This window comes from Streptomyces sp. NPDC020299, from assembly GCF_044387825.1.
Taxonomy (GTDB): domain Bacteria; phylum Actinomycetota; class Actinomycetes; order Streptomycetales; family Streptomycetaceae; genus Streptomyces.
On the sequence record NZ_JBIRWL010000005.1, the window covers coordinates 301176 to 322673 of the forward strand.

20 protein-coding genes and 1 pseudogene are annotated in these 21498 nt (G+C 71.0%); 12 read left to right on the forward strand and 9 right to left on the reverse strand.

Going from position 1 to position 21498, the window contains the following annotated elements:
- Positions 1 to 19 precede the first annotated feature (19 nt).
- From ACH45E_RS15725 to ACH45E_RS15760, 8 genes and pseudogenes are all read left to right on the forward strand, one after another.
- Positions 20 to 1060, forward strand: coding sequence for a sugar ABC transporter substrate-binding protein (locus tag ACH45E_RS15725; protein ID WP_361438625.1), 1041 nt, complete (start codon positions 20 to 22; stop codon positions 1058 to 1060).
- 8 nt (positions 1061 to 1068) lie between these two features.
- Complete coding sequence (locus ACH45E_RS15730; RefSeq protein ID WP_361438622.1) at positions 1069 to 2655, forward strand: sugar ABC transporter ATP-binding protein; 1587 nt, start codon at positions 1069 to 1071, stop codon at positions 2653 to 2655.
- Positions 2652 to 3632: an ABC transporter permease gene (locus tag ACH45E_RS15735; protein ID WP_361438619.1), complete on the forward strand. Its 981-nt coding sequence runs from the start codon at positions 2652 to 2654 to the stop codon at positions 3630 to 3632. The genes ACH45E_RS15730 and ACH45E_RS15735 overlap by 4 nt, the downstream gene beginning before the upstream one ends.
- Positions 3633 to 3699: 67 nt before the next feature.
- On the forward strand, positions 3700 to 5412 hold the full coding sequence (locus ACH45E_RS15740; RefSeq protein WP_361438617.1) for an amidohydrolase: 1713 nt from the start codon (positions 3700 to 3702) through the stop codon (positions 5410 to 5412).
- 28 nt (positions 5413 to 5440) lie between these two features.
- Positions 5441 to 6016 (forward strand): GNAT family N-acetyltransferase, encoded by a 576-nt coding sequence (locus ACH45E_RS15745; RefSeq protein WP_361438615.1) that lies wholly within the window; start codon positions 5441 to 5443, stop codon positions 6014 to 6016.
- A 48-nt stretch (positions 6017 to 6064) separates the two neighbouring features.
- Positions 6065 to 6634, forward strand: coding sequence for a TetR/AcrR family transcriptional regulator (locus ACH45E_RS15750; protein WP_361438613.1), 570 nt, complete (start codon positions 6065 to 6067; stop codon positions 6632 to 6634).
- A gap of 66 nt (positions 6635 to 6700) precedes the next feature.
- Complete coding sequence (locus ACH45E_RS15755; protein ID WP_361438611.1) at positions 6701 to 7879, forward strand: GDSL-type esterase/lipase family protein; 1179 nt, start codon at positions 6701 to 6703, stop codon at positions 7877 to 7879.
- Between the two features lie 140 nt (positions 7880 to 8019).
- Positions 8020 to 8595 (forward strand): annotated as a pseudogene (locus ACH45E_RS15760) (SMI1/KNR4 family protein); the annotation flags it as partial.
- 24 nt (positions 8596 to 8619) lie between these two features.
- Here the strand turns inward: ACH45E_RS15760 and ACH45E_RS15765 are convergent.
- Positions 8620 to 9270, reverse strand: a complete 651-nt coding sequence (locus tag ACH45E_RS15765; RefSeq protein ID WP_361438609.1) for a TetR/AcrR family transcriptional regulator — start codon at positions 9268 to 9270, stop codon at positions 8620 to 8622.
- A gap of 120 nt (positions 9271 to 9390) precedes the next feature.
- On the opposite strand from ACH45E_RS15765, the gene ACH45E_RS15770 reads away from it, so the two are divergent.
- On the forward strand, positions 9391 to 10503 hold the full coding sequence (locus ACH45E_RS15770; RefSeq protein ID WP_361438607.1) for a serine hydrolase domain-containing protein: 1113 nt from the start codon (positions 9391 to 9393) through the stop codon (positions 10501 to 10503).
- Between the two features lie 20 nt (positions 10504 to 10523).
- Here ACH45E_RS15770 and ACH45E_RS15775 read toward each other — a convergent pair whose 3' ends face one another.
- Complete coding sequence (locus ACH45E_RS15775; RefSeq protein ID WP_361438605.1) at positions 10524 to 11312, reverse strand: DNA-formamidopyrimidine glycosylase family protein; 789 nt, start codon at positions 11310 to 11312, stop codon at positions 10524 to 10526.
- Positions 11313 to 11568: 256 nt separating this feature from the next.
- Here ACH45E_RS15775 and ACH45E_RS15780 point away from each other — a divergent pair, with 256 nt between their 5' ends.
- Entirely contained in the window at positions 11569 to 12801 is a 1233-nt protein-coding gene (locus ACH45E_RS15780) for an alpha/beta hydrolase-fold protein (RefSeq protein WP_361438603.1), read from the forward strand.
- 73 nt (positions 12802 to 12874) lie between these two features.
- Here ACH45E_RS15780 and ACH45E_RS15785 read toward each other — a convergent pair whose 3' ends face one another.
- Positions 12875 to 14134, reverse strand: coding sequence for an MFS transporter (locus ACH45E_RS15785; protein ID WP_361438601.1), 1260 nt, complete (start codon positions 14132 to 14134; stop codon positions 12875 to 12877).
- A gap of 61 nt (positions 14135 to 14195) precedes the next feature.
- Here ACH45E_RS15785 and ACH45E_RS15790 point away from each other — a divergent pair, with 61 nt between their 5' ends.
- Positions 14196 to 15080 (forward strand): winged helix-turn-helix transcriptional regulator, encoded by an 885-nt coding sequence (locus tag ACH45E_RS15790; RefSeq protein ID WP_361438599.1) that lies wholly within the window; start codon positions 14196 to 14198, stop codon positions 15078 to 15080.
- A 49-nt stretch (positions 15081 to 15129) separates the two neighbouring features.
- On the opposite strand, the gene ACH45E_RS15795 is transcribed toward ACH45E_RS15790, so the two are convergent.
- Complete coding sequence (locus ACH45E_RS15795) at positions 15130 to 16020, reverse strand: glycoside hydrolase family 19 protein (RefSeq protein WP_361438597.1); 891 nt, start codon at positions 16018 to 16020, stop codon at positions 15130 to 15132.
- A gap of 223 nt (positions 16021 to 16243) precedes the next feature.
- Positions 16244 to 16969, reverse strand: a complete 726-nt coding sequence (locus tag ACH45E_RS15800) for a TetR/AcrR family transcriptional regulator (RefSeq protein ID WP_361438595.1) — start codon at positions 16967 to 16969, stop codon at positions 16244 to 16246.
- A 138-nt stretch (positions 16970 to 17107) separates the two neighbouring features.
- On the opposite strand from ACH45E_RS15800, the gene ACH45E_RS15805 reads away from it, so the two are divergent.
- Entirely contained in the window at positions 17108 to 18328 is a 1221-nt protein-coding gene (locus ACH45E_RS15805) for a saccharopine dehydrogenase C-terminal domain-containing protein (RefSeq protein WP_361438593.1), read from the forward strand.
- A gap of 42 nt (positions 18329 to 18370) precedes the next feature.
- Here the strand turns inward: ACH45E_RS15805 and ACH45E_RS15810 are convergent, their stop codons facing one another.
- The 4 genes from ACH45E_RS15810 to ACH45E_RS15825 form a co-directional block, all read right to left on the reverse strand.
- On the reverse strand, positions 18371 to 18829 hold the full coding sequence (locus ACH45E_RS15810) for a hypothetical protein (RefSeq protein WP_361438591.1): 459 nt from the start codon (positions 18827 to 18829) through the stop codon (positions 18371 to 18373).
- Between the two features lie 324 nt (positions 18830 to 19153).
- Positions 19154 to 20077: a 2-dehydropantoate 2-reductase gene (locus ACH45E_RS15815; protein WP_361438589.1), complete on the reverse strand. Its 924-nt coding sequence runs from the start codon at positions 20075 to 20077 to the stop codon at positions 19154 to 19156.
- A gap of 75 nt (positions 20078 to 20152) precedes the next feature.
- The gene (locus tag ACH45E_RS15820) at positions 20153 to 20377 is read right to left on the reverse strand and encodes a hypothetical protein (RefSeq protein WP_361438587.1); all 225 of its coding nucleotides are present in this window, start codon (positions 20375 to 20377) and stop codon (positions 20153 to 20155) included.
- A 35-nt stretch (positions 20378 to 20412) separates the two neighbouring features.
- Positions 20413 to 21324, reverse strand: coding sequence for a hypothetical protein (locus ACH45E_RS15825; RefSeq protein WP_361438585.1), 912 nt, complete (start codon positions 21322 to 21324; stop codon positions 20413 to 20415).
- Positions 21325 to 21498: the final 174 nt, after the last annotated feature.

Here is a 21498-nt window from a genome sequence, read left to right on the forward strand (position 1 = left end):
CCCCTCGGAGAGCCCCGCCATGATCACACCCGAGTACGTCACCGGCCCGACCGCCTCCCGCAGACGGTTCCTCGCCCTTTCCGCCGGCGCCTTCACCGCCACCGCGCTGACCGCCACCGGCTGTTCGGCGCCGGCGAGCACGTCCGCCTCGGCCAAGTCCTCGCCATCCGCCGCAAGCGGTCGGAAACCGGCGAAGATCGGGCTGGACTACCCCTTCACCCAGCTCCCGCTGTACTCGACGCTGGTCAAGCTCTCCACGGCCGGCGCGAAGAAGCACGGCATGTCCGTGCTGACCACGAACGACAACGCCGGTGCCGACACCCAGGCCACGAATCTCAACACCTGGGTCACCCAGAAGGTCCCGGCGATCGTGTCCTTCCCGATGGTCTTCGAGGCCGCCGAGCCGATCGCCGCGCAGGCCCTGGACGCGGGCCTGATCTGGGTGACGTACGGCGGCTCCCTGGAGCACCAGAGCGCCGACATCCGGTTCAGCTTCCGCAAGGGCGGAACGCTGCTCGGCGAGGCTGCCGCGAAGTGGGCCACGGAGCACCTCGGCGGCAAGGGGAAGATCGCGTTCCTCACCGACAGCACCATCGAACTGGGCCGCGAACGCACCAAGGGCATGATCGACGCCTTCACCAAGGCCGCCCCGGGCGTCGACGTCGTCGCCCGGGAGCAGGCCATTGACCCCGACACCGGCTTGTCCAAGGCCAAGGCCATCCTCGCCAAGCACCCCGATCTCAACCTCGTCCTCGGCGTCACGGACGCCGCCGCGTACGGCGCGTTCAAGGCGTTCCAGCAGGCGGGTCGCGCCAAGGACGACGCGAAGACCTTCGTCGGCGGACAGGACGGAGCCGCCCCGTCCCTCCTCGCCGTCAAGCAGGGCACCTTCTACCGCGCCTCGGCCGCGCTCGCGCCGAACGACATCGCCTCGGCCATCGTCGACGTCCCGCTCGCGGTCGCCGCCGGCAAGCCGGACCCCAGCGCTCAGGTGCCGATCACCCTCGTCCGGCACGGCGACACCAAGAAGATCGACGAACTGCTCGCCCAGAACGCGTAGGGCCGGACATGACCACCATCAACCTCCGCATCCGCGGGCTGACCAAGTCCTTCGGCGGAGTCCGGGCTCTGGGCGGCGTGCACCTCACCGTCCCCGCCGGACAGGTGCACGCCCTGCTCGGCCACAACGGCGCCGGCAAGTCCACCCTCATCAAGTGCCTGGGCGGAGCCTTCCCGCCCGACTCCGGCACGATCGAGATCGGCGGCACGCCCTACACCCGGCTGAGCCCACGGGAGTCGATCGCCGCGGGTGTGGCGATCATCTACCAGACGCTGAGCGTGGTCGACGCCCTCACGGTCGCGGAGAACATCTTCCTCGGCCAGGAGTGGACACGACACGGCCGCATCGACCGCCGCGCCCAGGACGAGGTGGCGGCCGGGCTGCTCGAACGGCTCGCCGCCACCTGCTCCCCACGTGACCGCGTGGCCGACCTGCCCATGGGACAGCGCCAGTTGGTGGAGATCGCCAAGGCCCTCAGCCGCAGCGCCTCCGTGCTGGTCCTGGACGAGCCGACCGCCGCCCTGTCCGGCGCCGAGAGCGAGGCCCTGGCCGAACGGGTCGAGGACCTGCGCACCCAGGGACTGGCCATCGTCTACGTCACCCACCTGCTGTCGGAGGTGGAGCGGCTGGCGGACGCGGTGACCGTGATGCGCGACGGCCGGGTCGTCCACCACTCCGACACGGCCGGGCACACGCGGTCCGAGCTGGTCACGGTGATCGCCGGCCGCCCGCACGCGGACACCACCGAACGCCCCCGCACCCCCCGGCGCACCCCGGGCCCACCCCGCCTCACCGTCCACGGCCTGCACGGCCCCGGCTTCGGGCCCGCCAGCCTGACGGTCCGCGAAGGAGAGCGCGTCGGACTGTTCGGACTCATCGGTTCCGGACGCACGCGGATGCTGGAGACCCTCTTCGGCCGGCGCCGCGCCTCGGGCGGCACGATCCGGATCGGGCAGCGCACCGTGGCCCCGGCCCGGCCCGCACAGGCCCTTGCCGCCGGGATCGCCCTGGTCCCGGCGGACCGACGGGCCCAGGCCCTCTTCCCCGTCCTCGACGCGCAGGACAACGTACTGCTGCCCTCGATCCGGCCCCTCGCCCGCTCAGGGCTGCGGTCGCTGGGCGCCGAACGGCGCGTCTTCCACTCGCTCGCCCGGAACGTCGGGCTGCGTCCCGTCCAACCGGACCTGCCCGGCGGCGCGTTGTCCGGCGGCAACCAGCAGAAGCTCGTCCTCGGCCGGTGGATCAACGAGGCCCGGCACGTGGAGGTCCTGCTGCTGGACGAGCCGACCCAGGGCGTCGACGTCGGTGCCCGGCAGGAGATCTACCGCGTGGTCTGCGAACTGGCCGGCGAACGGGGCACGGCCGTGTTGTTCGCCTCCAGTGATCCCGAGGAGGTCGTCGCGCTCGCCGACCGCTGCCTGATCGTCGCAGGCGGCCGGATCGTCGGAGAACTGTCCGGCGCCGCGCTCACGGAACAGGCCCTGCTGGCGGCCGTCCACGACACCGAGCCGTCCGCCGGCCACGACACGGAGCCGTCCGCCGGCCACGACACCGACCAGGGGGCCGTCACCCCGCCCGCCGAAGGAGCAGTATGACCACCGCCGACCGCGTCCTGACCCGCCCCCGCGTCCTGGCCACGGGCGGCCTGACCACCGTACGACGCCACCCCCTGATCGCCGTGCTCGCCGCGATGGTGCTGGTCTTCCAGCTGTCCACCGGCAGCTTCCTGGCGCCGGCCAACCTCAGCGGCATCGCCACCGACGCCGCCACCCTGGCCATCGTCTGCGTCCCGCTGGCCCTGCTCGTCATCAGCGGCTACCTCGACCTGTCGGTCGGCTCCACACTCGCCCTCGGCGGGCTGGTCGCGGGCAGGCTGGCGAGCAGCGGGCAGTCGCCGGTCATCGCCGTCGTGGGCGCGCTGGCCGCCGGTGCTGCGGTCGGCGCGCTGAACGGTGTGCTGTGCTGCTACCTCGGCCTGTCGCCGTTCATCGTCACCCTCGGCATGCTCACCGCTGTCCGGGGCCTCGCGCAGCAGCTGTTCCCGCTGCCACTGAGCGGCTTCGGTGACGGCTACGCCTGGCTCGGCGGGGCTCGGATCGCCGGGCTCGCCGAGCCGGTCGTGATCGCCGCGGTCGTACTCGCCGTGGGCGCGGCGTTCCTGGCGCTGACCCCGGCCGGCCGGCACGTCTTCGCCAACGGGGTCAACCGCGAGGCCGCCCACCTCTCCGGCATCAGCATCCGCCGTACGCCCCTCGCGCTGTTCGTGGCGACCGGGGTGGCCGCCGCTCTGGCGGGTGCCATCAAGGCGTCGGTGCTGGACAGTGTGGTCGCCGGCACCTCCGGCGCAGGGTTCGAACTGACGGCGCTGACCGCCGTACTGCTGGGCGGCATCGCCCTGACCGGGGGCTCCGGCTCCATCCTCGGCGTCCTGCTCGGCGTGTTGTTCCTCGGCGGCCTGCAGAACGGCCTCACCCTGCTGAACGTGCCGACGTTCTGGCAGCAGATGGCACAGGGCGCCGCCCTGGTCGCGGGCGCCGCGCTGGCGTACTTCGCCCCAAGGCCAGGGCGCTGACTCCCTTCCCCTTGAAGCCATGAAGCCATGAAGCCATGAAGCCATGAAGCCTTGAAAGAGGTCTCCCGTGAGTGAAACCGCTCCGACCCTCATCCTGACCGGTGGCCAGGTGCTCACCGTCGACCCCGAGTTCACCGTCGCCGAAGGTGTGGCGGTGCGCGGCCGGGACATCGTCGCGGTCGGAACCGACACCGAGATCCGCGCCCTGGCCGGGCCCGGCACCCGGATCGTCGAACTCGGCGGGCGGACCGTCCTGCCCGGCATCAACGACTCGCATCTGCACGGGGCCGCCTACGGGATGACGAAACCGCCGTTCGCCCTGAACGCCGGCCATCCCGCGGTGGGCTCGATCGCCGACATCGCGGCGCTCGTGGGCGGGGCGGTGCGCGCCGTCGCGCCGGGGGAGTGGATCGTCGGACTCGGCTGGGACGCCGGCTACCTGGCGGAGTGTCTCGCCGACCCGGGCCGCTTCCCGCACCGCCGGGACCTCGACGTGGTGGCCCCGGACAACCCGGTCTGCCTGACCGACTTCTCCCAGCACATGGTGTGGGCCAACACCGCGGCCCTGCGCCGCTGCGGCATCGACGCGGATACGGCGCCGCCGGCGGGCGGCGTGATCGACACCGGCCCCGACGGCGAGCCCACGGGCATCCTGCGGGAAGCCGCCGCGCGGCTGATCCAGGGCGAGCTGCCCTGGCCCACGACCGCTCAGCGCCGCCAGGCCATCCAGGCCGTGGTCCGCGAACTCCACTCCCGCGGCATCACCAGCTACACCGAGCCCGGCCTCGGACCTGGCGGCGGCGACACCTTCTTCGGCGGTCTCAGCACCGACAACTGGACCGCGTACACCGAACTCGCCGCCGAGCAGGCCCTTCAGGCCAGGGTCAGTGTGCTGTTGCTGCCGGCACCGATGGGGGGCTCCGCCGACGACCTGCGCACGGGTCTGGCCGAGCTGCGCCGCCCCGCCTCCGCCGACCCGCGGCTGCTGAACGCCATCGGCGTCAAGATCTTCGCGGACGGCGTGCCGCCGAACCGCACCGCCTGGATGAACGAGCCCTACACCGACGGCGGCCACGGCGCCCTCTGTGTCCACGGCGAGACCCCCGCCCTCCAGGTCGAGGAACTCCGCGAGATGATCCGCATCGCCCATGTGGCCGGCTTCCAACTCGGCGTGCACGTCACCGGTGACCGGGCCATCGACACCGTCGTGGACGCCTTCGTCGCCGCCGATGAGGCAGCACCCCGCCCCGACGCCCGGCACTACGTCATCCACGGCGACTTCATCGGTCCCGAAAGCCTGGCCAAGCTGGCCGCACACGGATACGGCGTCAACATGAACCCCGCCATCAAGTGGACCATCTCCGACCTCATGGACGAGGTGGTGGGCCCGCGCCGCTCGGCCTACCAGTGGCCGGTCCGCTCGGCGATCGAGGCCGGGGTCACCGTCTGCTCCAGTTCCGACGCCCCGATCACCGAACCCGACTGGCGGCAGGGAGTCGCCTCGATGATGCTGCGCGAGTCCAGGGCCGGCGGCCGGACCAGCGGCCCCGACCAGTGCGTGCCCCTCGCCGACGCCCTGCGGGCCTACACGGTCAACGCGGCCTGGCAGGACTTCGCCGACGACTGGAAGGGCACCATCGAACCCGGCAAGGTCGCCGACCTGTGCGTCCTCGACCGCCCGCTCCTCGGCCTCGACCCGCACGACATCACGCGGATGGAGGTGGATCTCACGGTGTTCGGCGGTCGTGTGGTCCACGAACGCTGTTCAGCGGCGAGGTGACACATCGGTCATCTGAGACGATGATCTCATGTCGTTGCTGCCTGCTGCGGAGTCCTGGCCGTGTGTCCTCAGGACTCCCAGGCTGATCCTGCGTCCGGCCGAATCCGGTGACGTCTCCGAGTTCACCCGGTTGTGGACCGATCCCGATGTCCGACGCTTCCTCGGCGGCCCGGTCGCTGAGGATCAACTGACCACCTATCAGCAGCATTTCGCTGGCAGACCCCATGTGTTCACCGTGGTCACGCGGCAGGAGGCAACCGTTCTGGGCTCCGTCTCGATCGATCCGAACTCCCGGTTCGACGGTCGGCGGGAGGTGTCCTACTCGTTCCTGCCGGAACACTGGGGACAGGGATACGCCCGTGAGGCCGTGACGGCCGCAGTCGGCTGGTGCTTGGACCACGTCCCGTCGGACGATCCGTCCGTCATCGCGGTGACCCAGGAGGCCAACGCCCGGTCACGCCGCCTACTCGAGGCTATCGGCATGCGAATGATCAGCACCTTCGTGGAGTGGGACGCACCCCAGACGATGTACTCCGTTCCGATCGCGTCGGCGGAGTCACGCACACCGCGCCGCACTCACCGCCCACCCAGGGGCCTTGCCTAAAGGTATTAGGTAAGTTCATGATGGCTATCGCCGGACGGGAGGAAGGTTATGGTCCGAGTAGGACTGACCCCGGAGCGCCTGACCCGGGCGGGAGCGGAACTCGCCGATGAAGTCGGCTTCGACCAGGTGACCGTCTCGGCGCTCGCCCGGCGGTTCGACGTCAAGGTCGCGAGTCTGTACTCGCACGTGAAGAGCTCGCAGGACCTCAAGACCAGGATCGCCCTGTTCGCTCTGGAGGAACTCGCCGACCGGGTCGCCGCCGCCCTCGCCGGGCGCGCGGGCAAGGACGCCCTGGTCGCCTTCGCGGACGCCTACCGCGACTACGCCCGGGAGCACCCCGGTCGCTACGCCGCCGCCCGGCTCAGACTCGACCCCGAGACGGCGGCCGCCAGCGCCGGCGTCCGGCACGCACAGATGACGCGCGCCATCCTGCGCGGCTACGACCTGACGGAGCCGGAGCAGACGCACGCGGTCCGGATGCTGGGCAGCGTCTTCCACGGCTACGTCAGCCTGGAGGCGGCCGGAGGCTTCAGCCACACCGCCGTCGACTCGCAGGCGTCCTGGCTCTGGACCCTGGACTCCCTCGACGCCCTGCTGCGGAACTGGACCAGACCCTGACCAGCAAGGGGCCGCTCCACCGGCGGCTCCGGACGACCCGTCAATCTTGATCAACAGGCTGGGACGATGAACACCGAGCACCACTGGACCACCACACCCGTCACCGCCGACATCCTGCGCGGTTTCCTCGACCTGGAACCGACCGCGCACGGCCTGCTCCCGCACCGGCTGCCCGCTCCGGCGCGCCGGCAGATCCCCGACGAACAACTGGCCATGGCGGAGGCCCAGCCGTCCGGCGTACGGCTGGCCTTCCGCACCAGGGCCACCACCATCGAACTCGACACGCTGCCCACCAAGCGCGTCTACCGCGGCTTCCCGGCCCCTGCGGACGGCACCTACGACCTGCTGGTCGACGGCCGTCTCACGGCCCAGGCCACGGTGGCCGGCGGCAACGTCCGCACGATCACCGACATGGTCACCCAGACCTCAGAACTACGCGAAGGGCCCGCGGGCACCGCCCGCTTCACCGGTCTGCCGACGCGTGACAAGGACGTGGAGATCTGGCTTCCGCACACGGAGATCACCGAGCTGATCGCCCTGCGCACCGATGCCCCCGTCGAGCCGGCACCGGACCGCGGGCGCAGGGTGTGGCTGCACCACGGCAGTTCCATCAGCCATGGCTCCAACGCCGCCCACCCGACCGCCATCTGGCCGGCCCTGGCAGCCGCCCAGGGCGGCGTGGAGCTGGTCAACCTGGGCTTCGGCGGCAGCGCGCTGCTCGACCCGTTCACCGCCCGTGCCATGCGGGACGCCCCCGCGGATCTGATCAGCCTCAAGATCGGCATCAACGTCGTCAACGCCGACGTCATGCGCCTGCGCGCCTTCACCCCCGCGGTCCACGGCTTCCTCGACACCATCCGCGAGGGGCATCCGGCCACGCCACTGCTGGTCGTGTCTCCCCTCCTGTGCCCAGTGCAGGAGGACACCCCCGGCCCCCTCGCACCCGACTTCGACGGGGGCGGGCTGCGATTCAAGGCGACGGGCGATCCGGCTGACCGCGCCATGGGACGCCTGACGCTCAACGTCATCCGCGACGCACTCGCCCGGATCGTCGAACTGCGGGCCGCCGACGACCCGAACCTGCACTACCTCGACGGCCGTGACCTGTACGGAGAGACGGACTACGCCGAACACCCGCTGCCGGACGAGGTCCATCCCGGCCCCGAAGGACACCGCCGCATCGGCGAGAACTTCGCGCGGCACGCGTTCGGCGACGGCGGTCCCTTCGCGACCGAAGCCGGTTGACCGGCCCGGCTACGCAGCGGCGATCGTCACGGCTTCAGCCGGGAGGCGCCGTTGTCAGTGCCGGATGACACCATCCGGCCATGAGTGGCGGTTCTTTCAACTGGCATGAGTTCCTGGGGCGTTGGCGGGAAGAGTGGGTTCCACGCGAGGGCGAGGGCGGCGACGAGGGCGGCGGGCGGACCATTGCCCCCCTGGGCAGGCCGGGGGCGGACGAGGCGGCGATCGCCGCGGCCGAGGAGCGGCTGGGGCGGCGGCTGCCGTCCTCGTACCGGGAGTTCCTGGCCGTGAGCGACGGGCTGAGCAAGCTGCTCCTCTCGCCCGCTTCGGCCGCCTCCTCGTCCGGCCGCGCGGTGGTGGTGTGGCGCGACCCGAGACGCTCGTCGCCGGGTGACCACCCGGCCGCGTTCCACCTGCCGGTGGCCGAACAGGGCCAGGAGCTCTACGCGTTCACCGTGCGGGGTACGGAGACCCAGCGCTCCGGCGCGATACCCGAGGCCCTGGACCCCGCACGGCTGTTCCACTCGGAGGACACCGAACTGGGCAGCGAACTGCGCGTGTTGCAGGCCCTGCACACCGGACTCGGGCTCTCGCTGCCCCGCTTCGCGTTGACCCAGGGCAGGCTGTGCACCTTCACCACCCGGTCCTGGACCCGGGCGCCACGCACGGGCGAGGGCTTCGGCTATGCCTGCGTCGGCTCCCCGCGGCCCCGGCTGTGAACTCGGGCGGGCCGGCCGGCTCGGTCAGACAGCGGCCTCGATGTGGGCGAGTTGGACGGCGAGGATCTCCTCGAACGCGGCGCGGCGGTCCGCCCCGAGGGGGCGGACGCCACGGGCGAAGTGGGCCAGGGCGGGGAAGTGTTCGGGGTCGGCGCCCAGTACCGCGACGCGGAACAGCTCCATGCCCTGTTCGTACTCCTTGGGGGTGATGGTGCTGACGCCGGCCTCGGAGGCGACCAATGCGGCGATGAGGACCGCGATCCGGTGGTAGCGCACCGGGATCTCCTCGTCGGGCAGTCCCGACGCCCGCAGGGCCTGCAGCGTCTCTTCCATGATGAGCCGGGAGCCGGTGCCGCTTGACGCATAGCGTCCCCAGACCGCGGCGAGCTGGGGCTGCTGACCGAAGGCCTCTCTCACGCGCAGGGCCAGGGCGGTGATGCGCTGCTTCCAGTCGCCCTCGGGCCGGTAGCCGTCCATGGCGGCCACGAGGATCCGGTCGGCGACCGCCCGCAGCAGCTCTGTCTTGCTGCGGAAATGCCGGTAGAGGCTGGAGGAATCGGTCCCGAGGGTCGCGGCGAGCTTGCGCACGCTGAACGACTCGGCGTCGCTCGTGCGCAGCAGCTCCGCCGCCGCATCCAGGATCTCCTCGGTCGCCCAGCGCCTTCGGTCTGCCATCCCGCTCCTCTCGCCGGTCTCAGCCTAACTTATGCACTTGGTGTTGCACGCACTGCGTGCATAATGAGGACATGGGTGTGCCGTGGAGCTCACCCCGGGGAATGCGAAAGGACGCATGTGGTGAGGAACCCACTGGATCCCGCGAAGCTCGACGCCGCCGTCGAGAACGTCCACCGCGCCGGGATGCCGGGCCTGTTCGCCGAGGTGCGTGACGGCGACCAGGTCTGGCGCGGCGCCGCCGGGGTCGCCGATGTCGCCACCGGCCGCCCTGCCACCGCCGACATGCGGCACCGCGTCGGCAGCATCACCAAGACCTTCACCGCCGCCGCGGTTCTGCAGCAGGTCGAGAGCGGTCAGATCGGTCTCGACCTGCCGATCGGCCGGTACCTTCCGAGGCTGGTTCCCGGAGAACGGGGTGACGCGATCACCGTCCGGATGCTGATCAACCACACCAGCGGCCTCGCCGAGTACCTCCCTTACGCCTACCCCTCCCTCAAGGCGCTCCCAGCCCTCGCGGACACCGGGCCCCAGAGCCTGGAGGACAACCGGTTCACGCGGTTCCACCCCACCGAACTGATCGAGATGGGGGTCACCGCACCCGCCGTCGGCGCTCCGGGCGGCACCCCGGGGGTGTACTCCAACACCAACTACCTGCTCCTCGGTGAACTCCTGGCCCAGGTGACCGGCACCACGGCCGAGCGGTACATCACCCGGAACGTCATCGAGCGCGCCGGGCTCCGGCACACCGAACTCCCCGCCGGACCGTACGTCAGCGGGCCGCACTCGCAGATGTACGAGGCGTGGTTCGGCATGATCGACCCGCCGCGGGACTACAGCGTCTTCGACATGTCATGGGTGGGGCCGGCGGGCTCGCTGATATCGACCGTCACGGACCTCAACCGCTTCTACGGCATGCTGCTGACCGGCGAGATCGTCAGCCCGTCGTCGCTGGCGCAGATGCAACGCACCGTCCCGGTCGTCTCCCAGGAGGGAAAGACGATCGACTACGGTCTCGGCCTGCACCCGATGGAGGCTCCCGGTCAGGGCAGCTTCTGGGGCCACGGCGGCACGGTCTGGGGTGCTGGAGCGCTGGCCATGACCCGTGCCGACGGCAAGCGGCGGCTGGCCGTCGGGGTGAATCTGCAGAGGTGGCACAGGCTCGACTCCTCGGGCAGGCCGCAGCCCCATCCCATCGACGACGCGCTCGCGGCTCTCTACCGCGTGGCGATGTAGCGGAAAGCCACGACCTCGCCTCAGGTCTCGTCCCGCTGGCATCGCGGGCACCACACCGTGCCGCGGCCCGCCAGACGCGAGCGGCGCAGGTGGGTTCCGCAGCGGGGGCAGACCGGGTCGGGGCCGTCGCGGTGGCCGGTGAGCCATGAGTCGCGCGGTGGGACGCAGCCGGCGGTGACCGCGGAGCGCAGCGTGCGTCGCATGTGGGTGTACAGGCGTCGGCGTTCGGCCTCCGTCAGAGCGTTGGCCGGGGTGCTGGGGCGCAGCCCGGCGCGCCACAGGATCTCGTCGGCGAGCAGGTTGCCGAGACCGGCCAGGACGGACTGGTCGGTCAGCGCGGTTTTGACGCGGCCGCGGCGCGAGGAGAGTGCGTCCTCGAAGCCCTCGCGGTCCACTGCCAGCGCGTCGGGACCCTGACGGTCCAGCAGCCGGGCAACGGCGTGGTCGTCGTCGGCCAGCCAGAGGCCCTTGAGTTTGCGCTGGTCGCGGTAGCGGAGCTGGCGGTCGCCGCTCAAGGTGAACAGGACGCGGTCATGGGTCTCGACCGCGTCGTCGGGACGGGCGCACAGCAGTCGGCCGGTCATGCCGAAGTGCAGCAGGAGCGTGGGTCCGTCGGTGTGGGCGAGCAGCCACTTGCCGTGCCGCTCCGGCCCGGTGAATCGCCGGCCCACCAGGGTCTCGCGCAGCCGCCGTACGCTCACCCCGTGCAGTACACCCTCGTCCCGTACGTCGACGCTCCGGATGCGCCTGCCCTCCGCGCAGGAGACGAGCACCTCGCGGAAACCCTCGACGTCCGGCAGTTCAGGCACGGCGCAGGTCCTTTGGCCGGCGGACAATGCTCGGTGGGTGACGGGAGAACCATCTCATCGACCGATGCGACACCAGCCTGTCCCGCGGTTCGGGACGCGGTCGCGTCGTATCCACTCCGGCAGGCCGATGACCGGCGATCGGGCCTTCCGCGTGGAACCGCAGGGCTTTGCCCTCGTTGAGGAACGTGGACGTGTCTGCAGCCCTCTTTCTGTATGAAGGAATCAGCACAGGCAAGAAAACCGGGGATCGAGTGGCATGGGTTTGACCAGCGAAGCGACCGTGTACGTCATGGCGGCCTTGTCCGCCGTCTGTGTGGCTCTGCTGGTCTGGCTGTGGCCACGGCTTGCCAGGCAGGGGTTGTGGCAGGTGCTCGGACGGCTGGCGGCCATCGGAGTGACTCAGGTGGCGATCATCGCGGCCTTCGCGTGCTGGCTGAACTCGTCGTACCAGTTCTTCGGATCCTGGGGCGAGCTCTTCGGCGACACCGAAACCACTCCCGTCGGTGTGACGCAGGCGTCCATCGGCAACGGCGCGGGCGGTTTCTCGGTGAAGGGGGCGTTGGTTCAGCCCGGCACCGACGAGCAGTTGAACCGGGTCAGCGGACTGCCCACCGGTCCTGCCGCGGTGAACGGCCGGGTGGAGTCCGTGAAGGTCATCGGCCGTCGCACGGGCGTGGTCGACCCCGCGTTCGTCTACCTGCCGCCGCAGTACTTCCAGAAGGCGTACGCCAGGCAGCGCTTCCCGGTGATCGTGACGCTCAGCGGATATCCCGGCAGCATCTTCAATCTCGCCGAGCACCTGCGGGTGTCGCAGACCGCGGGACAGCTGCAGAAGAGCGGTCAGATGCAGCCGACGATCATGGTGATGATCCGGCCCACGATCGCACCGCCGCGCGACACCGAGTGCGTGGACGTGCCGGGCGGACCGCAGGCCGAGACCTTCCTGGCCAAGGACCTCCCGGACGCCCTGAAGTCCGCGTACCGGGTGGGCCACGACGCCAGTGCCTGGGGCGTCATGGGCTACTCCTCCGGCGGCAGTTGCGCCCTGCAGCTGACGATGCGCAACCCTGGTGCGTACACCACCGCCGGCGCCCTGTCCCCCGACTACAAGGTCAAGGACGACCCCACGACCGGCAACCTCTTCGGCAGCGGGCCGGGTCGCATCGACCGGGCCAACGAGCACGATCTGATGTGGCGGCTGAAGCACCTGCCGGCACCACAGGTCTCGGTCCTGGTCGCCGAGAGCAAACACGGCGAGCGGGGCTACCCGCAGACACTGGCCTTCATCAATGCCGCCAAGTCACGCATGCGCGTCACGTCGATCCAGCCCGACCAGGGGAGTCACAACTTCCCCACCTGGGTACGGGAGATGCCCGCCACCCTGAAGTGGATGGGCCAGCAGCTGACCTTCCCCCAGGACGTGGTGCCCCGGCACCACCCCCAGAAGAGGACGCCGCCCGGACTCGTGCCCACCAGCCCACGCCCTTGAGACCCTCTTGGAGGGGGCGATCGCTCGGCCCCGGCGTCAGGACAGTGAGGCGAGCAGTCCCGCGGTACCCCGTTCACGCTAGCTCGCGCATCCGGCGGATCGGGCTCGCGAGGAGGATCGCCGGGCTGACCGTGGAGAACACGGCCATGAGCGCGAAGGAGGCGCGGGTACCCCACAGGGCGGCGGCGCCTCCCGCGGCCAGCGCGCCGAAGGGGACCGCGCCCCAGGAGATGAAGCGGACCGTCGCCATCACGCGCGGCAGCAGTTCCGGGGGTGTGGCGGTCTGCCGGTAGGTGCGGGTCACGATGCTCGTCACCACCACGGCCCCGGCGAAACCACCGTTCCCCAGGGCGAACAGGCCGAGCGTCAGGGAGTGGCCGGCCAGCGGCATCAGTGCCGCGAAGCACGGGGAGACCACCGCGGCCCAGCGCAGCGCCCGGCCGCTGCCCAGGCGTGCGACGATCCGGGGCGTCAGCGCCGCGCCGACCAGGGTGCCGAGGCCATCGGTCGCGATGAGTATCCCGGCCAGGGCGGGCGGTACGTCGAGGGTGCGGACCAGGAAGACCGGGGTGAGCGCCATGAGACCGCCGCAGACGAAGTTGACGGCGGTCGCGTCCGCCGTGCAGGGGCCGATGACAGGGTGGCGGGTGACGTACCGCCAGCCCTCGCGGATCATCTCGCCCATGCCACGGCGCGGGCCCTCCTGCGCTGGGTGCGCAACCCGCGGCAGGCTGCCCATGAGCGCGGCCGAGACGACGTAGCTCACCGCGTCGACCACGATCGACGTCGCCGCGCCGAGCAGTTGGACCAGCACGCCGCCGACGGACGGGCCACCGAGTTGGGTCGCCGCACGGGTCCCCGAGGTGAGGCTGTTCCGGGCGGTGAGCTCCTCCTTGCTGACGATGGAGGGCAGGAAGGTCGAGTTGCCGACATCGAAGACGACGGACGCCAGCCCGACCACCAGCGCCACGACGATCAGCTGCGGCAGGCGCAGGACGCCGAGCGCGGCAGCCACCGGAACCGAGGCCACCGCGGCGGCCCGGACCAGGTCCATGGCCACCTGCGCCCCGCGCAACGGCAGACGGTGCACGAGAACGCCGGCCGGGAGGCCGACCAGCAGCCACGAAGCGTAGGAGGCGGCCGTGATCAGGCTGACCTCGAACGCCGAGGCGTGCAGCACCAGTACCGCGAGCAACGGCAGGGCCACCGCCGTCACGGCGTCGCCGAGCCCGCTCACCGTGGACGCACCCCAGTACCGCCAGAACGCCGCCGCGCGCGACGCGCCGTCCGGCTGCTTCCCCTTCTCTCCCCGCCCCTGCACCGCCGTCGTCATGCCTGCCCCCTGCGCGACCGTCGAGTGAGTTCCCTTAGGGAACTGACTATACTCATGGATCATGCGGTACACAGAGCTCGGCGACCCGGACTGCGCGATCGCGCAGGCGCTGGCGGTGGTCGGTGATCCATGGACGCTGCTGCTCATCCGCGACGTCGCGGGCGGGACGCACCAGTTCGACGCGCTCCGGGACGGACTCGGCATCAGCCGCAAGGTGCTGACGGAGCGTCTCAAGACCCTTGTCGCGGACGGGGTGCTGGAGAAGCGTCTCTACACCCCGAACCCTCCCCGGTACGAGTACCACCTGACGCCGGCCGGCCGCGGCCTGCTGCCGGTCCTCGTCGCCCTCCAGGACTGGGGCGCCCGCCATGTCATGGGCGACGGCGTCCTGTCGGCCACCAGCGCGACCGGCTCCGCCGAGACCCGACGCGTGCACGCCCTGCTGGGTCGTCGGCTCCCCGAGCTCGAACTCGCCGGACCGGAGGGCGTGCCGGTCGACCCGGTCTGCACGGACCGGGCGTGGACGGTCCTGTACTGCTTCCCCGGGGCCTACGCACCCGGTGGGCACGACTACCCGCCGGGCTGGGGCCGGATTCCGGGCGCTCGCGGCTGCACGCTCGAGTCGTGCACCTATCGCGACCGGATGGCGGCCTTCGCGGAGCGCGGCGCGAGGGTGCACGGAGTCAGCACGCAGCGCCCCGACCAGCTCGCCGCCTTCGCCGAGCACGAGCGGATCGCGTTCCCGCTCCTGTCCGACGCCGACCTGCGGCTGGCCGCGGCACTACGACTGCCCACCTTCCGCGCGGCGGGCGTGGACCGGCTCAAACGACTCACCCTCGTCCTCGACTCCTCCCGCACGGTGCGCGGAGTGCTGTACCCGCTCGACGACCCAGCGGGTTCCGTCGACGACGCCCTGGCCCTCGTCGACTCTCTGGCCGGGGCGTGACAGCTCAGCCCGCCGGGACGGCGGACACCCGCCCGGCACCGCGTCGCCGTCAGCAGTAGAGACTGCCGCCCGGCGCCGTCCCGAGGACCTGCGTGAACCGCTGGTAGGCGTCCACGCGGCTCTGCACCTGTGCCGGGTTCCTGCCGTCGCACTCGAGGGAGCCGTTGATGCTGCGGATCGTCTGGCCGAAGCCGGCGCTGTTGACCATGGCGTTGTGGGGCGTCATGGTGCCGGGCCCGGTCTGGGTGTTCCAGTACCAAAGGGCCGTCTTCCAGGCCACGGCGGCGTCGTTCTGCACCAGCCAGGGGTTGTTGAGGAGGTCGATGCCGAGCGCGTCGCCCGCGGCCTTGTAGTTGAAGTTCCAGCTGAGCTGGATCGGGCCGCGCCCGTAGTAGGCCGCCTGGCCGGCCGGGCAGCCGTACGGCTGGTTCCCGTCGCAGTAGTGCGGGTAGTTGGCCGTGTTCTGCTCGACCACGTACACCAGACCGCCGGTCTCGTGGCTGACGTTGGCGAGGAAGGCCGCGGCCTCCTGCTTCCTGACCGTGTCGCTGCCGGTGTTCGCGAAGGCGGGGTAGGCGCTGAGAGCGGCGGTGAGACCGCTGTACGTGTAGAAGGAATTCCGGTTCGGGAACATCTGGTTGAACTGGGTCTCGCTCACCACGAAGGTGCCGACGGGGGTCCCGGAGCCGCCGTCGCAGGCATAGGGATCCCAGTACCAGGTGCTGATGGTCGGGTCGTAGCCCGGGTTGTCGTGTTCGGCGATGTAGGTCTTGCCGTCGGTGTAACGCACGATGTCGCCGGTGGCGTACGGCCTTCCGACGACCCAGCTCGGGTAGCTCGAACACGCGGCGGCGGACGCGTTCGCGGCCGGCAGCAGGACCGGCACGGTGGTTCCGAGGGCGAGTGCGGTGACCACGGCGGAGACGCGGCGCCTCGACACAGGTTCAACTCCTTTGCGGAGCACGGCCGCACCCGGACAAGGGCAACGCGAAACCGGGCCTTGTGCGCACGTGCCGGTCGGACCGGCCACGGCGTGGGCACGGCCGTGGTGGGGGGTGTGGAGGCACACTCAATCGCTTTGGTCTGTACCAGTCAAGGGTTTAGGCCAGTCAACCCGCTCCGGGCGTTCGGGCACCGCAGGGGCCACCCCGGGCGGTGCTCCTTCAGCCGACGGCGGTCTCTGCCCTCATGACCGCCTCCAGCCTCCCGGCCGCACCGTCCAGGAGCATCTCCAGGGCCGTCGGGTAGGCGCTGGTGAGCATGCGGGTGGTCAGCAGGGGAGCCGCCTCGGCGATGCGGGGGTGGGTCGTGCGGGGCAGGCGGCCGTAGGTCGAGCTCCATTTGTCGTCGTCGGCGCGCTGGGAGGCGCTCGGAAGGGCGAGGGACGCGGAGTCGAGGGCGGCGAAGGCCAGCGTCTGGTCGATGAAGGCGTGGTAGACGCGCACGGTCTCCGGCAGCGGGAAGCCGGCGCCGCGCAGCACGTCCAGGACGGCCTCGTCGGCGGCCAGCTCGTGCGGGCGACCGGTGACGCGGTTGGCGGTCAGCAGGGCCGCCTGCGGGTGAGCCACGTACGCGGCATGGATGCGCAGACCGATGGCCCGCAGGTCGGCCCGCCAGTTCCCCGTCGGCTCCCAGCCCCGCAGGGCCTGCCCGATGAGCGCGTCGCCGATGGCCAGCGTCAGGTCGTCCATACCGCGGAAGTACCGGTACAGCGTGCTCGCGTCGCAGTCCAGGGCCAGCCCGAGGCGGCGCGCGGTGAGCCCGGCACCGCCGTGCTCGTGCAGCATGCGCAGGGCGGCTTCGACGATCAGTCGCTCGGAGAGCACGGTACCGCTCCTGGTCGGGCGGCGCCGCCGCCGCTTCTCCTCCGGCACCACCTGCTTGGGCACGGCCGCCTCCTCCCTCGGCACCGACCTTATGCCAACGCGATTGACCTTACACGGGCCCGCACCGTTGTATCGGCGGTCAAGGCGCGCCCGTCCTCGACCTCGTCCCAGTTCGACTTCGACCGAGAAGGAGATTCCGCCATGCGTGTACTGCTCGTGGGAGCCGGTGGTGTGGGCACCGCCATCACCCGGATCGCGGCCAGACGGCCGTTCTTCGACCTGATGGTGGTCGCCGACTACGACCCCGGCCGTGCCGAGGCGGCGGTCGCGTCCCTCGGTGCCGCCGGCGCCCGTTTCCGTGCCGAGCGGGTGGACGCGGGCGACGAGGCGGCGGTGGCCGCCCTGCTGACGCGCCACCGCTGCGACGTCCTGCTCAACGCCACCGACCCGCGCTTCGTCATGCCTCTGTTCCGAGCCGCGCACACGGCCGGCGCCGGGTACCTCGACATGGCGATGTCGCTGTCGCGGCCGCATCCCGAGCGCCCTTACGACGAGTGCGGGATCAAGCTGGGCGACGAGCAGTTCGCACTGGCGGCCGACTGGGAGAAGACGGGCACGCTGGCCCTCGTCGGCATGGGTGTGGAGCCCGGTCTGTCCGACGTCTTCGCCCGGTACGCCGCCGACGAACTCTTCGACGAGATCACGGAGATCGGCGTCCGCGACGGCGCGAACCTCACTGTCGACGGCTACGACTTCGCTCCGTCCTTCAGTATCTGGACCACCATCGAGGAGTGCCTGAACCCGCCGGTCGTGTACGAGGCCGGCCGCGGCTGGTTCACCACCGCACCGTTCAGCGAACCGGAGGTGTTCGACTTCCCCGACGGCATCGGACCGGTCGAGTGCGTGAACGTGGAGCACGAGGAGGTGCTCCTGATCCCCCGCTGGGTCGACGCGCGGCGCGTCACCTTCAAGTACGGGCTGGGAACGGAGTTCATCGAGACGCTCAAGACACTGCACAAGCTGGGTCTGGACGGCACCGCCCCGGTGACCGTGCCCGGCCCCGAGGGCCCCGTCGCGGTGTCGCCGCGTGATGTCGTCGGCGCGTGCCTGCCCGATCCGGCGACGCTGGGCGAGCGCATGCACGGCAAGACCTGCGCGGGAACCTGGGTGCGCGGCACCAGGGACGGCGCGCGACGCGAGGTGTACCTGTACCACGTGGTGGACAACCGGTGGTCCATGGACGAGTACGGCTGCCAGGCGGTGGTGTGGCAGACGGCGGTCAATCCGGTCGTCGCCCTGGAGCTCCTGGCCACCGGTGCCTGGACAGGCTCGGGCGTCCTCGGCCCGGAAGCGTTCCCGGCACGCCCGTTCCTCGACCTTTTGACCGCATACGGCTCGCCCTGGGGAATGCGCGAGCAGTGACGCACTCGTCGGAGCTCTCGGCTCAGGTGGAGGGCGGCACCGTCAGGGTCTCGCCAGCCAGGTGTAGACGGCTCCGCCGAGTGACGCGAGGATGCCGACCAGCACCAGTGGCCTGGACGCAGGGTGTATCCAAGACGGCCTCGGCGGCTGATGAAGAGCTCGTTCGCGCTCCACCATGCGCAGTGCATCGATGTCGAGGGTCGTTGCCAGACGCTCTTGAAGCTCTTTGATCGCGTCTTCGGCCAGCAGCGACTGCGCCTGCAGCCTCGTGCTCTCCGAATACGCCGCGGCGATGATCACGCCCGTCAGCAGGCTGATCGTTCCCGCTACGCCGTGCATGTGCGCGTTCAGGGCTGCCGCATACGCCGTGGCCGCGACCGCGACCAGAACCAAGAGAGCGTTGAGTACCTGGTACGCCCGGCCTCGGCGGTTTTCGAACCAGCGCCAGGCGTGGTCAAGAGCCAATGCCAGCGCCTCGTGATCAGTCCCCCCTGCCGTCATGAGAGCAACATGGCACGCCTCGCCGTCGTGGTCCAGAAGACCTCGCTCCACCGGAGCGCGGGCCGCCCTGGCCCACGAGGGCCCGGCGGGCAGTCACCCGCCGGGCCCACGCGACCTAGGGGGTGTTTCGAAAGTCCCGCACAGCACCCACGGCGCCCGGCACGCTCCCCCAGAGGGGGCACCCCCACTCGCCGCACCGGCCAAAAACCCAAGTACGTCCAGTACGAGGGCTTTCGTCCGGCACTCCCCCAGCCTTCGGCCGGGGGGACCCCCAGAGCACGCACCGGACACCGCGGGCACCGCACAGGACTTTCGAAACACCCCCTAGTCGCCGGCGGCGCGTATCTCCCGTACCAAGCGGGCCGTCACCGGCACCGGCACGCCGTGGCGTCCGGCCGCCCGCAGCAACGCCCCTCCGATGGCGTCGAGTTCCAGTGGCCTGCCCGCCTCCGCGTCGCGCTGCATGGAGGACTTCGCTTCGGGCGGGAAGGCGTCGTACCGCGCCAGGGCCCGGGCGGGGTCGGCGGGGCCACCGCAGGCGCGGCTCACCGCGGCGGTCTCGGCGACCAGGCTTTCCAACTCCTCGCGGTGCCGGGTGCGGGCCTCGCCGAGAGGGAGCCCGTACCGGGTGGTGAGCAGGGCAAAGGGGGCGAGGAAGGCCATCTTCGCCCACAGGATCCCGGTCTCGTGCTCCGCCACACGTGCCGCCACCCCCGCGTCGGACAGGACCGTGGCCAAGGCTTCCAGGCGGGGGCGGGGGACCATGTCGGCGGCCAGGTCGACCTCGACGAACGGGCTGCCCTGCTCGATCACGACGGGCCCTGTGCCACCGGGTCCGAGGCGGGTGGACTCCACTCGGATCACTCCCGCGGCCACGCGGTCGGGCCGGTAGCGGGCGCGCAGGGTCGCGGGGTGTTCGACGCCGTTCAGGAGCGGTATCACGAGGGCGTCGCCGAGGACCGCGGGCGGAACGCGGGTGAGTGCGGCGTCCAAAGTGGTGTGCTTGACGGTGATCAGGCAGGCGTCAACTTGCTCGCGGAGCTCGGTGTCCGCCTCCACGGTGGCCGTGAAGTCGCCGAACTGGCGGCTGCGGACCTCGATCCCACTGCCGCGCAGGGGGCCTGCCGTGGCTTCGCGGGCCAGGCAGATGACACGGTGACCGGATCGTGACAGCAGGGCGGCCAGCAGACCCCCGGTGCCCCCGGCACCCAGGATGGCCACGGTGGGTCTGCCCGTCGTGAGCGTCATGCGATGTCCTCTCGTCGGTCGGCCCCGTTGCTCGGTGGCCGCCTTCAAGACGATCTTCGCAGAGTTTCGCGGTGACTACGCCTCGCCGGTGGCGAACAGTTCGAGGTGGCCGCACTTGGGGCAGCGGTACGCCTCTATCTGTCGCCGGGGGCGGCCCATCCGCTTGGCACCCCCGAAGATCCCCCGCTCCAACGCGCCCTCGATCCAGCGCGCGTAGCCGCGCGAGTGCTCGCCGGCGTCCTCGATGAAACCCTCCACCAGACCGACGGTGCCGCAGTGGGTGCACGTGTGGTTGTTCATGCGGTGAGTGTAGGAAACGGTGCGGGACGTCTGCGTCACGGCCGCCAGTCAGCCTCCAGGTCATGGGAGTCGGTCTTGGTGAGCTGGGTCAGGCCGGTGCCGTCGGCCCGTACCAGGTAGAGGTGTTCGGGGTCCGCGTCGTCGGCACCACCTCTGGTGAAGACCAGGCGGTTGCCGTCCGGGGACCACGAGGGGTACTTGTCGTTGAGACGGGCCGCGGTGATGCGGTGCAGTCCGGTGCCGTCGGGGCGGACGAGGTAGAGCCGGGCGAAGCCAGAGGAGTCCACGCGGCTGAAGGCGATCCGGTCGCCGTGCGACCAGTCGGGCGTCCAGTCCCGGGAGCCGGACCCGGTGACCGCGGTCTGGGCCAGGGTGGACAGCCGGATCCGCATCACTCTGCTGTGTCCACCCGCGTCCGCGCGGTTGAACGCCAGGTACTTGCCGTCCGGCGACCACGTCGGATGGAGGTCGTCCGCCGCGGTGTGGGTGAGCCGGGTGGCAGGGGTGCCGTCGATGTCGGCCACATAGATCTCGCGCCGGCTGCCGACCGGCTTGGCGTAGGCGATCCGCTTGCCGTCCGGAGACCACGCCGGGTCCGAGGCGCCCTTGGTGCCGGGGACGGACTTCAGGTCGCCGCCCGTGGTCTTCATCGTCCAGATGCCGTCGATGGCGCCAGCGGACCCATAGCGTACGAAGGCCACCCGCTTGCCGTCCGGCGACCAACTGGGCATCACGTCGCTGACGGTGGAGGTGTGGGTGAGCTTGACGGGCGTGCCACCAGTGGAAGAGATCGCGTAAAGGTCTTCTACGGGCGCCGCCGCGGTGTAGCGGGCGAAGACGATCGGATGGTCCCCCGCCGCCCCCGCGTCACCCGCAGTGCCGAGAGCCAGTGGTACGGCCACGGCGAGCGCCACGGCGGTCACCGCCGCCCAGCGGCGCTGCGGCATGCCGTCTGCGCCGGTCCCGCCGGATCTCCGAGCCCCTCCGGCGGTTCGGTCGCTGCCGGTTCGCTCTTGCTGCCACGTCACGATGTCCACCCCTGTCCCCCTGCGGCCGGCTGCGGGCCGCTCCGGTCGGCAAACATCCCACCCCACGGGGCTTTTGGGGAAGCGGCGGCACCT

Excerpts from the sequence above, each read along its gene's own strand:
- ACH45E_RS15785 (WP_361438601.1), bottom strand. The coding sequence starts at position 14,134 with ATGACGACGGCGGTGCAGGGGCGGGGAGAGAAGGGGAAGCAGCCGGAC.
- ACH45E_RS15725 (WP_361438625.1), top strand. The coding sequence starts at position 20 with ATGATCACACCCGAGTACGTCACCGGCCCGACCGCCTCCCGCAGACGG.
- ACH45E_RS15820 (WP_361438587.1), bottom strand. The coding sequence starts at position 20,377 with ATGAACAACCACACGTGCACCCACTGCGGCACCGTCGGTCTGGTGGAG.
- ACH45E_RS15745 (WP_361438615.1), top strand. The coding sequence starts at position 5,441 with ATGTCGTTGCTGCCTGCTGCGGAGTCCTGGCCGTGTGTCCTCAGGACT.
- ACH45E_RS15765 (WP_361438609.1), bottom strand. The coding sequence starts at position 9,270 with ATGGCAGACCGAAGGCGCTGGGCGACCGAGGAGATCCTGGATGCGGCG.
- ACH45E_RS15805 (WP_361438593.1), top strand. The coding sequence starts at position 17,108 with ATGCGTGTACTGCTCGTGGGAGCCGGTGGTGTGGGCACCGCCATCACC.
- ACH45E_RS15755 (WP_361438611.1), top strand. The coding sequence starts at position 6,701 with ATGAACACCGAGCACCACTGGACCACCACACCCGTCACCGCCGACATC.
- ACH45E_RS15750 (WP_361438613.1), top strand. The coding sequence starts at position 6,065 with ATGGTCCGAGTAGGACTGACCCCGGAGCGCCTGACCCGGGCGGGAGCG.
- ACH45E_RS15790 (WP_361438599.1), top strand. The coding sequence starts at position 14,196 with ATGCGGTACACAGAGCTCGGCGACCCGGACTGCGCGATCGCGCAGGCG.
- ACH45E_RS15825 (WP_361438585.1), bottom strand. The coding sequence starts at position 21,324 with ATGCCGCAGCGCCGCTGGGCGGCGGTGACCGCCGTGGCGCTCGCCGTG.
- ACH45E_RS15735 (WP_361438619.1), top strand. The coding sequence starts at position 2,652 with ATGACCACCGCCGACCGCGTCCTGACCCGCCCCCGCGTCCTGGCCACG.
- ACH45E_RS15810 (WP_361438591.1), bottom strand. The coding sequence starts at position 18,829 with ATGACGGCAGGGGGGACTGATCACGAGGCGCTGGCATTGGCTCTTGAC.
- ACH45E_RS15730 (WP_361438622.1), top strand. The coding sequence starts at position 1,069 with ATGACCACCATCAACCTCCGCATCCGCGGGCTGACCAAGTCCTTCGGC.
- ACH45E_RS15780 (WP_361438603.1), top strand. The coding sequence starts at position 11,569 with ATGGGTTTGACCAGCGAAGCGACCGTGTACGTCATGGCGGCCTTGTCC.
- ACH45E_RS15815 (WP_361438589.1), bottom strand. The coding sequence starts at position 20,077 with ATGACGCTCACGACGGGCAGACCCACCGTGGCCATCCTGGGTGCCGGG.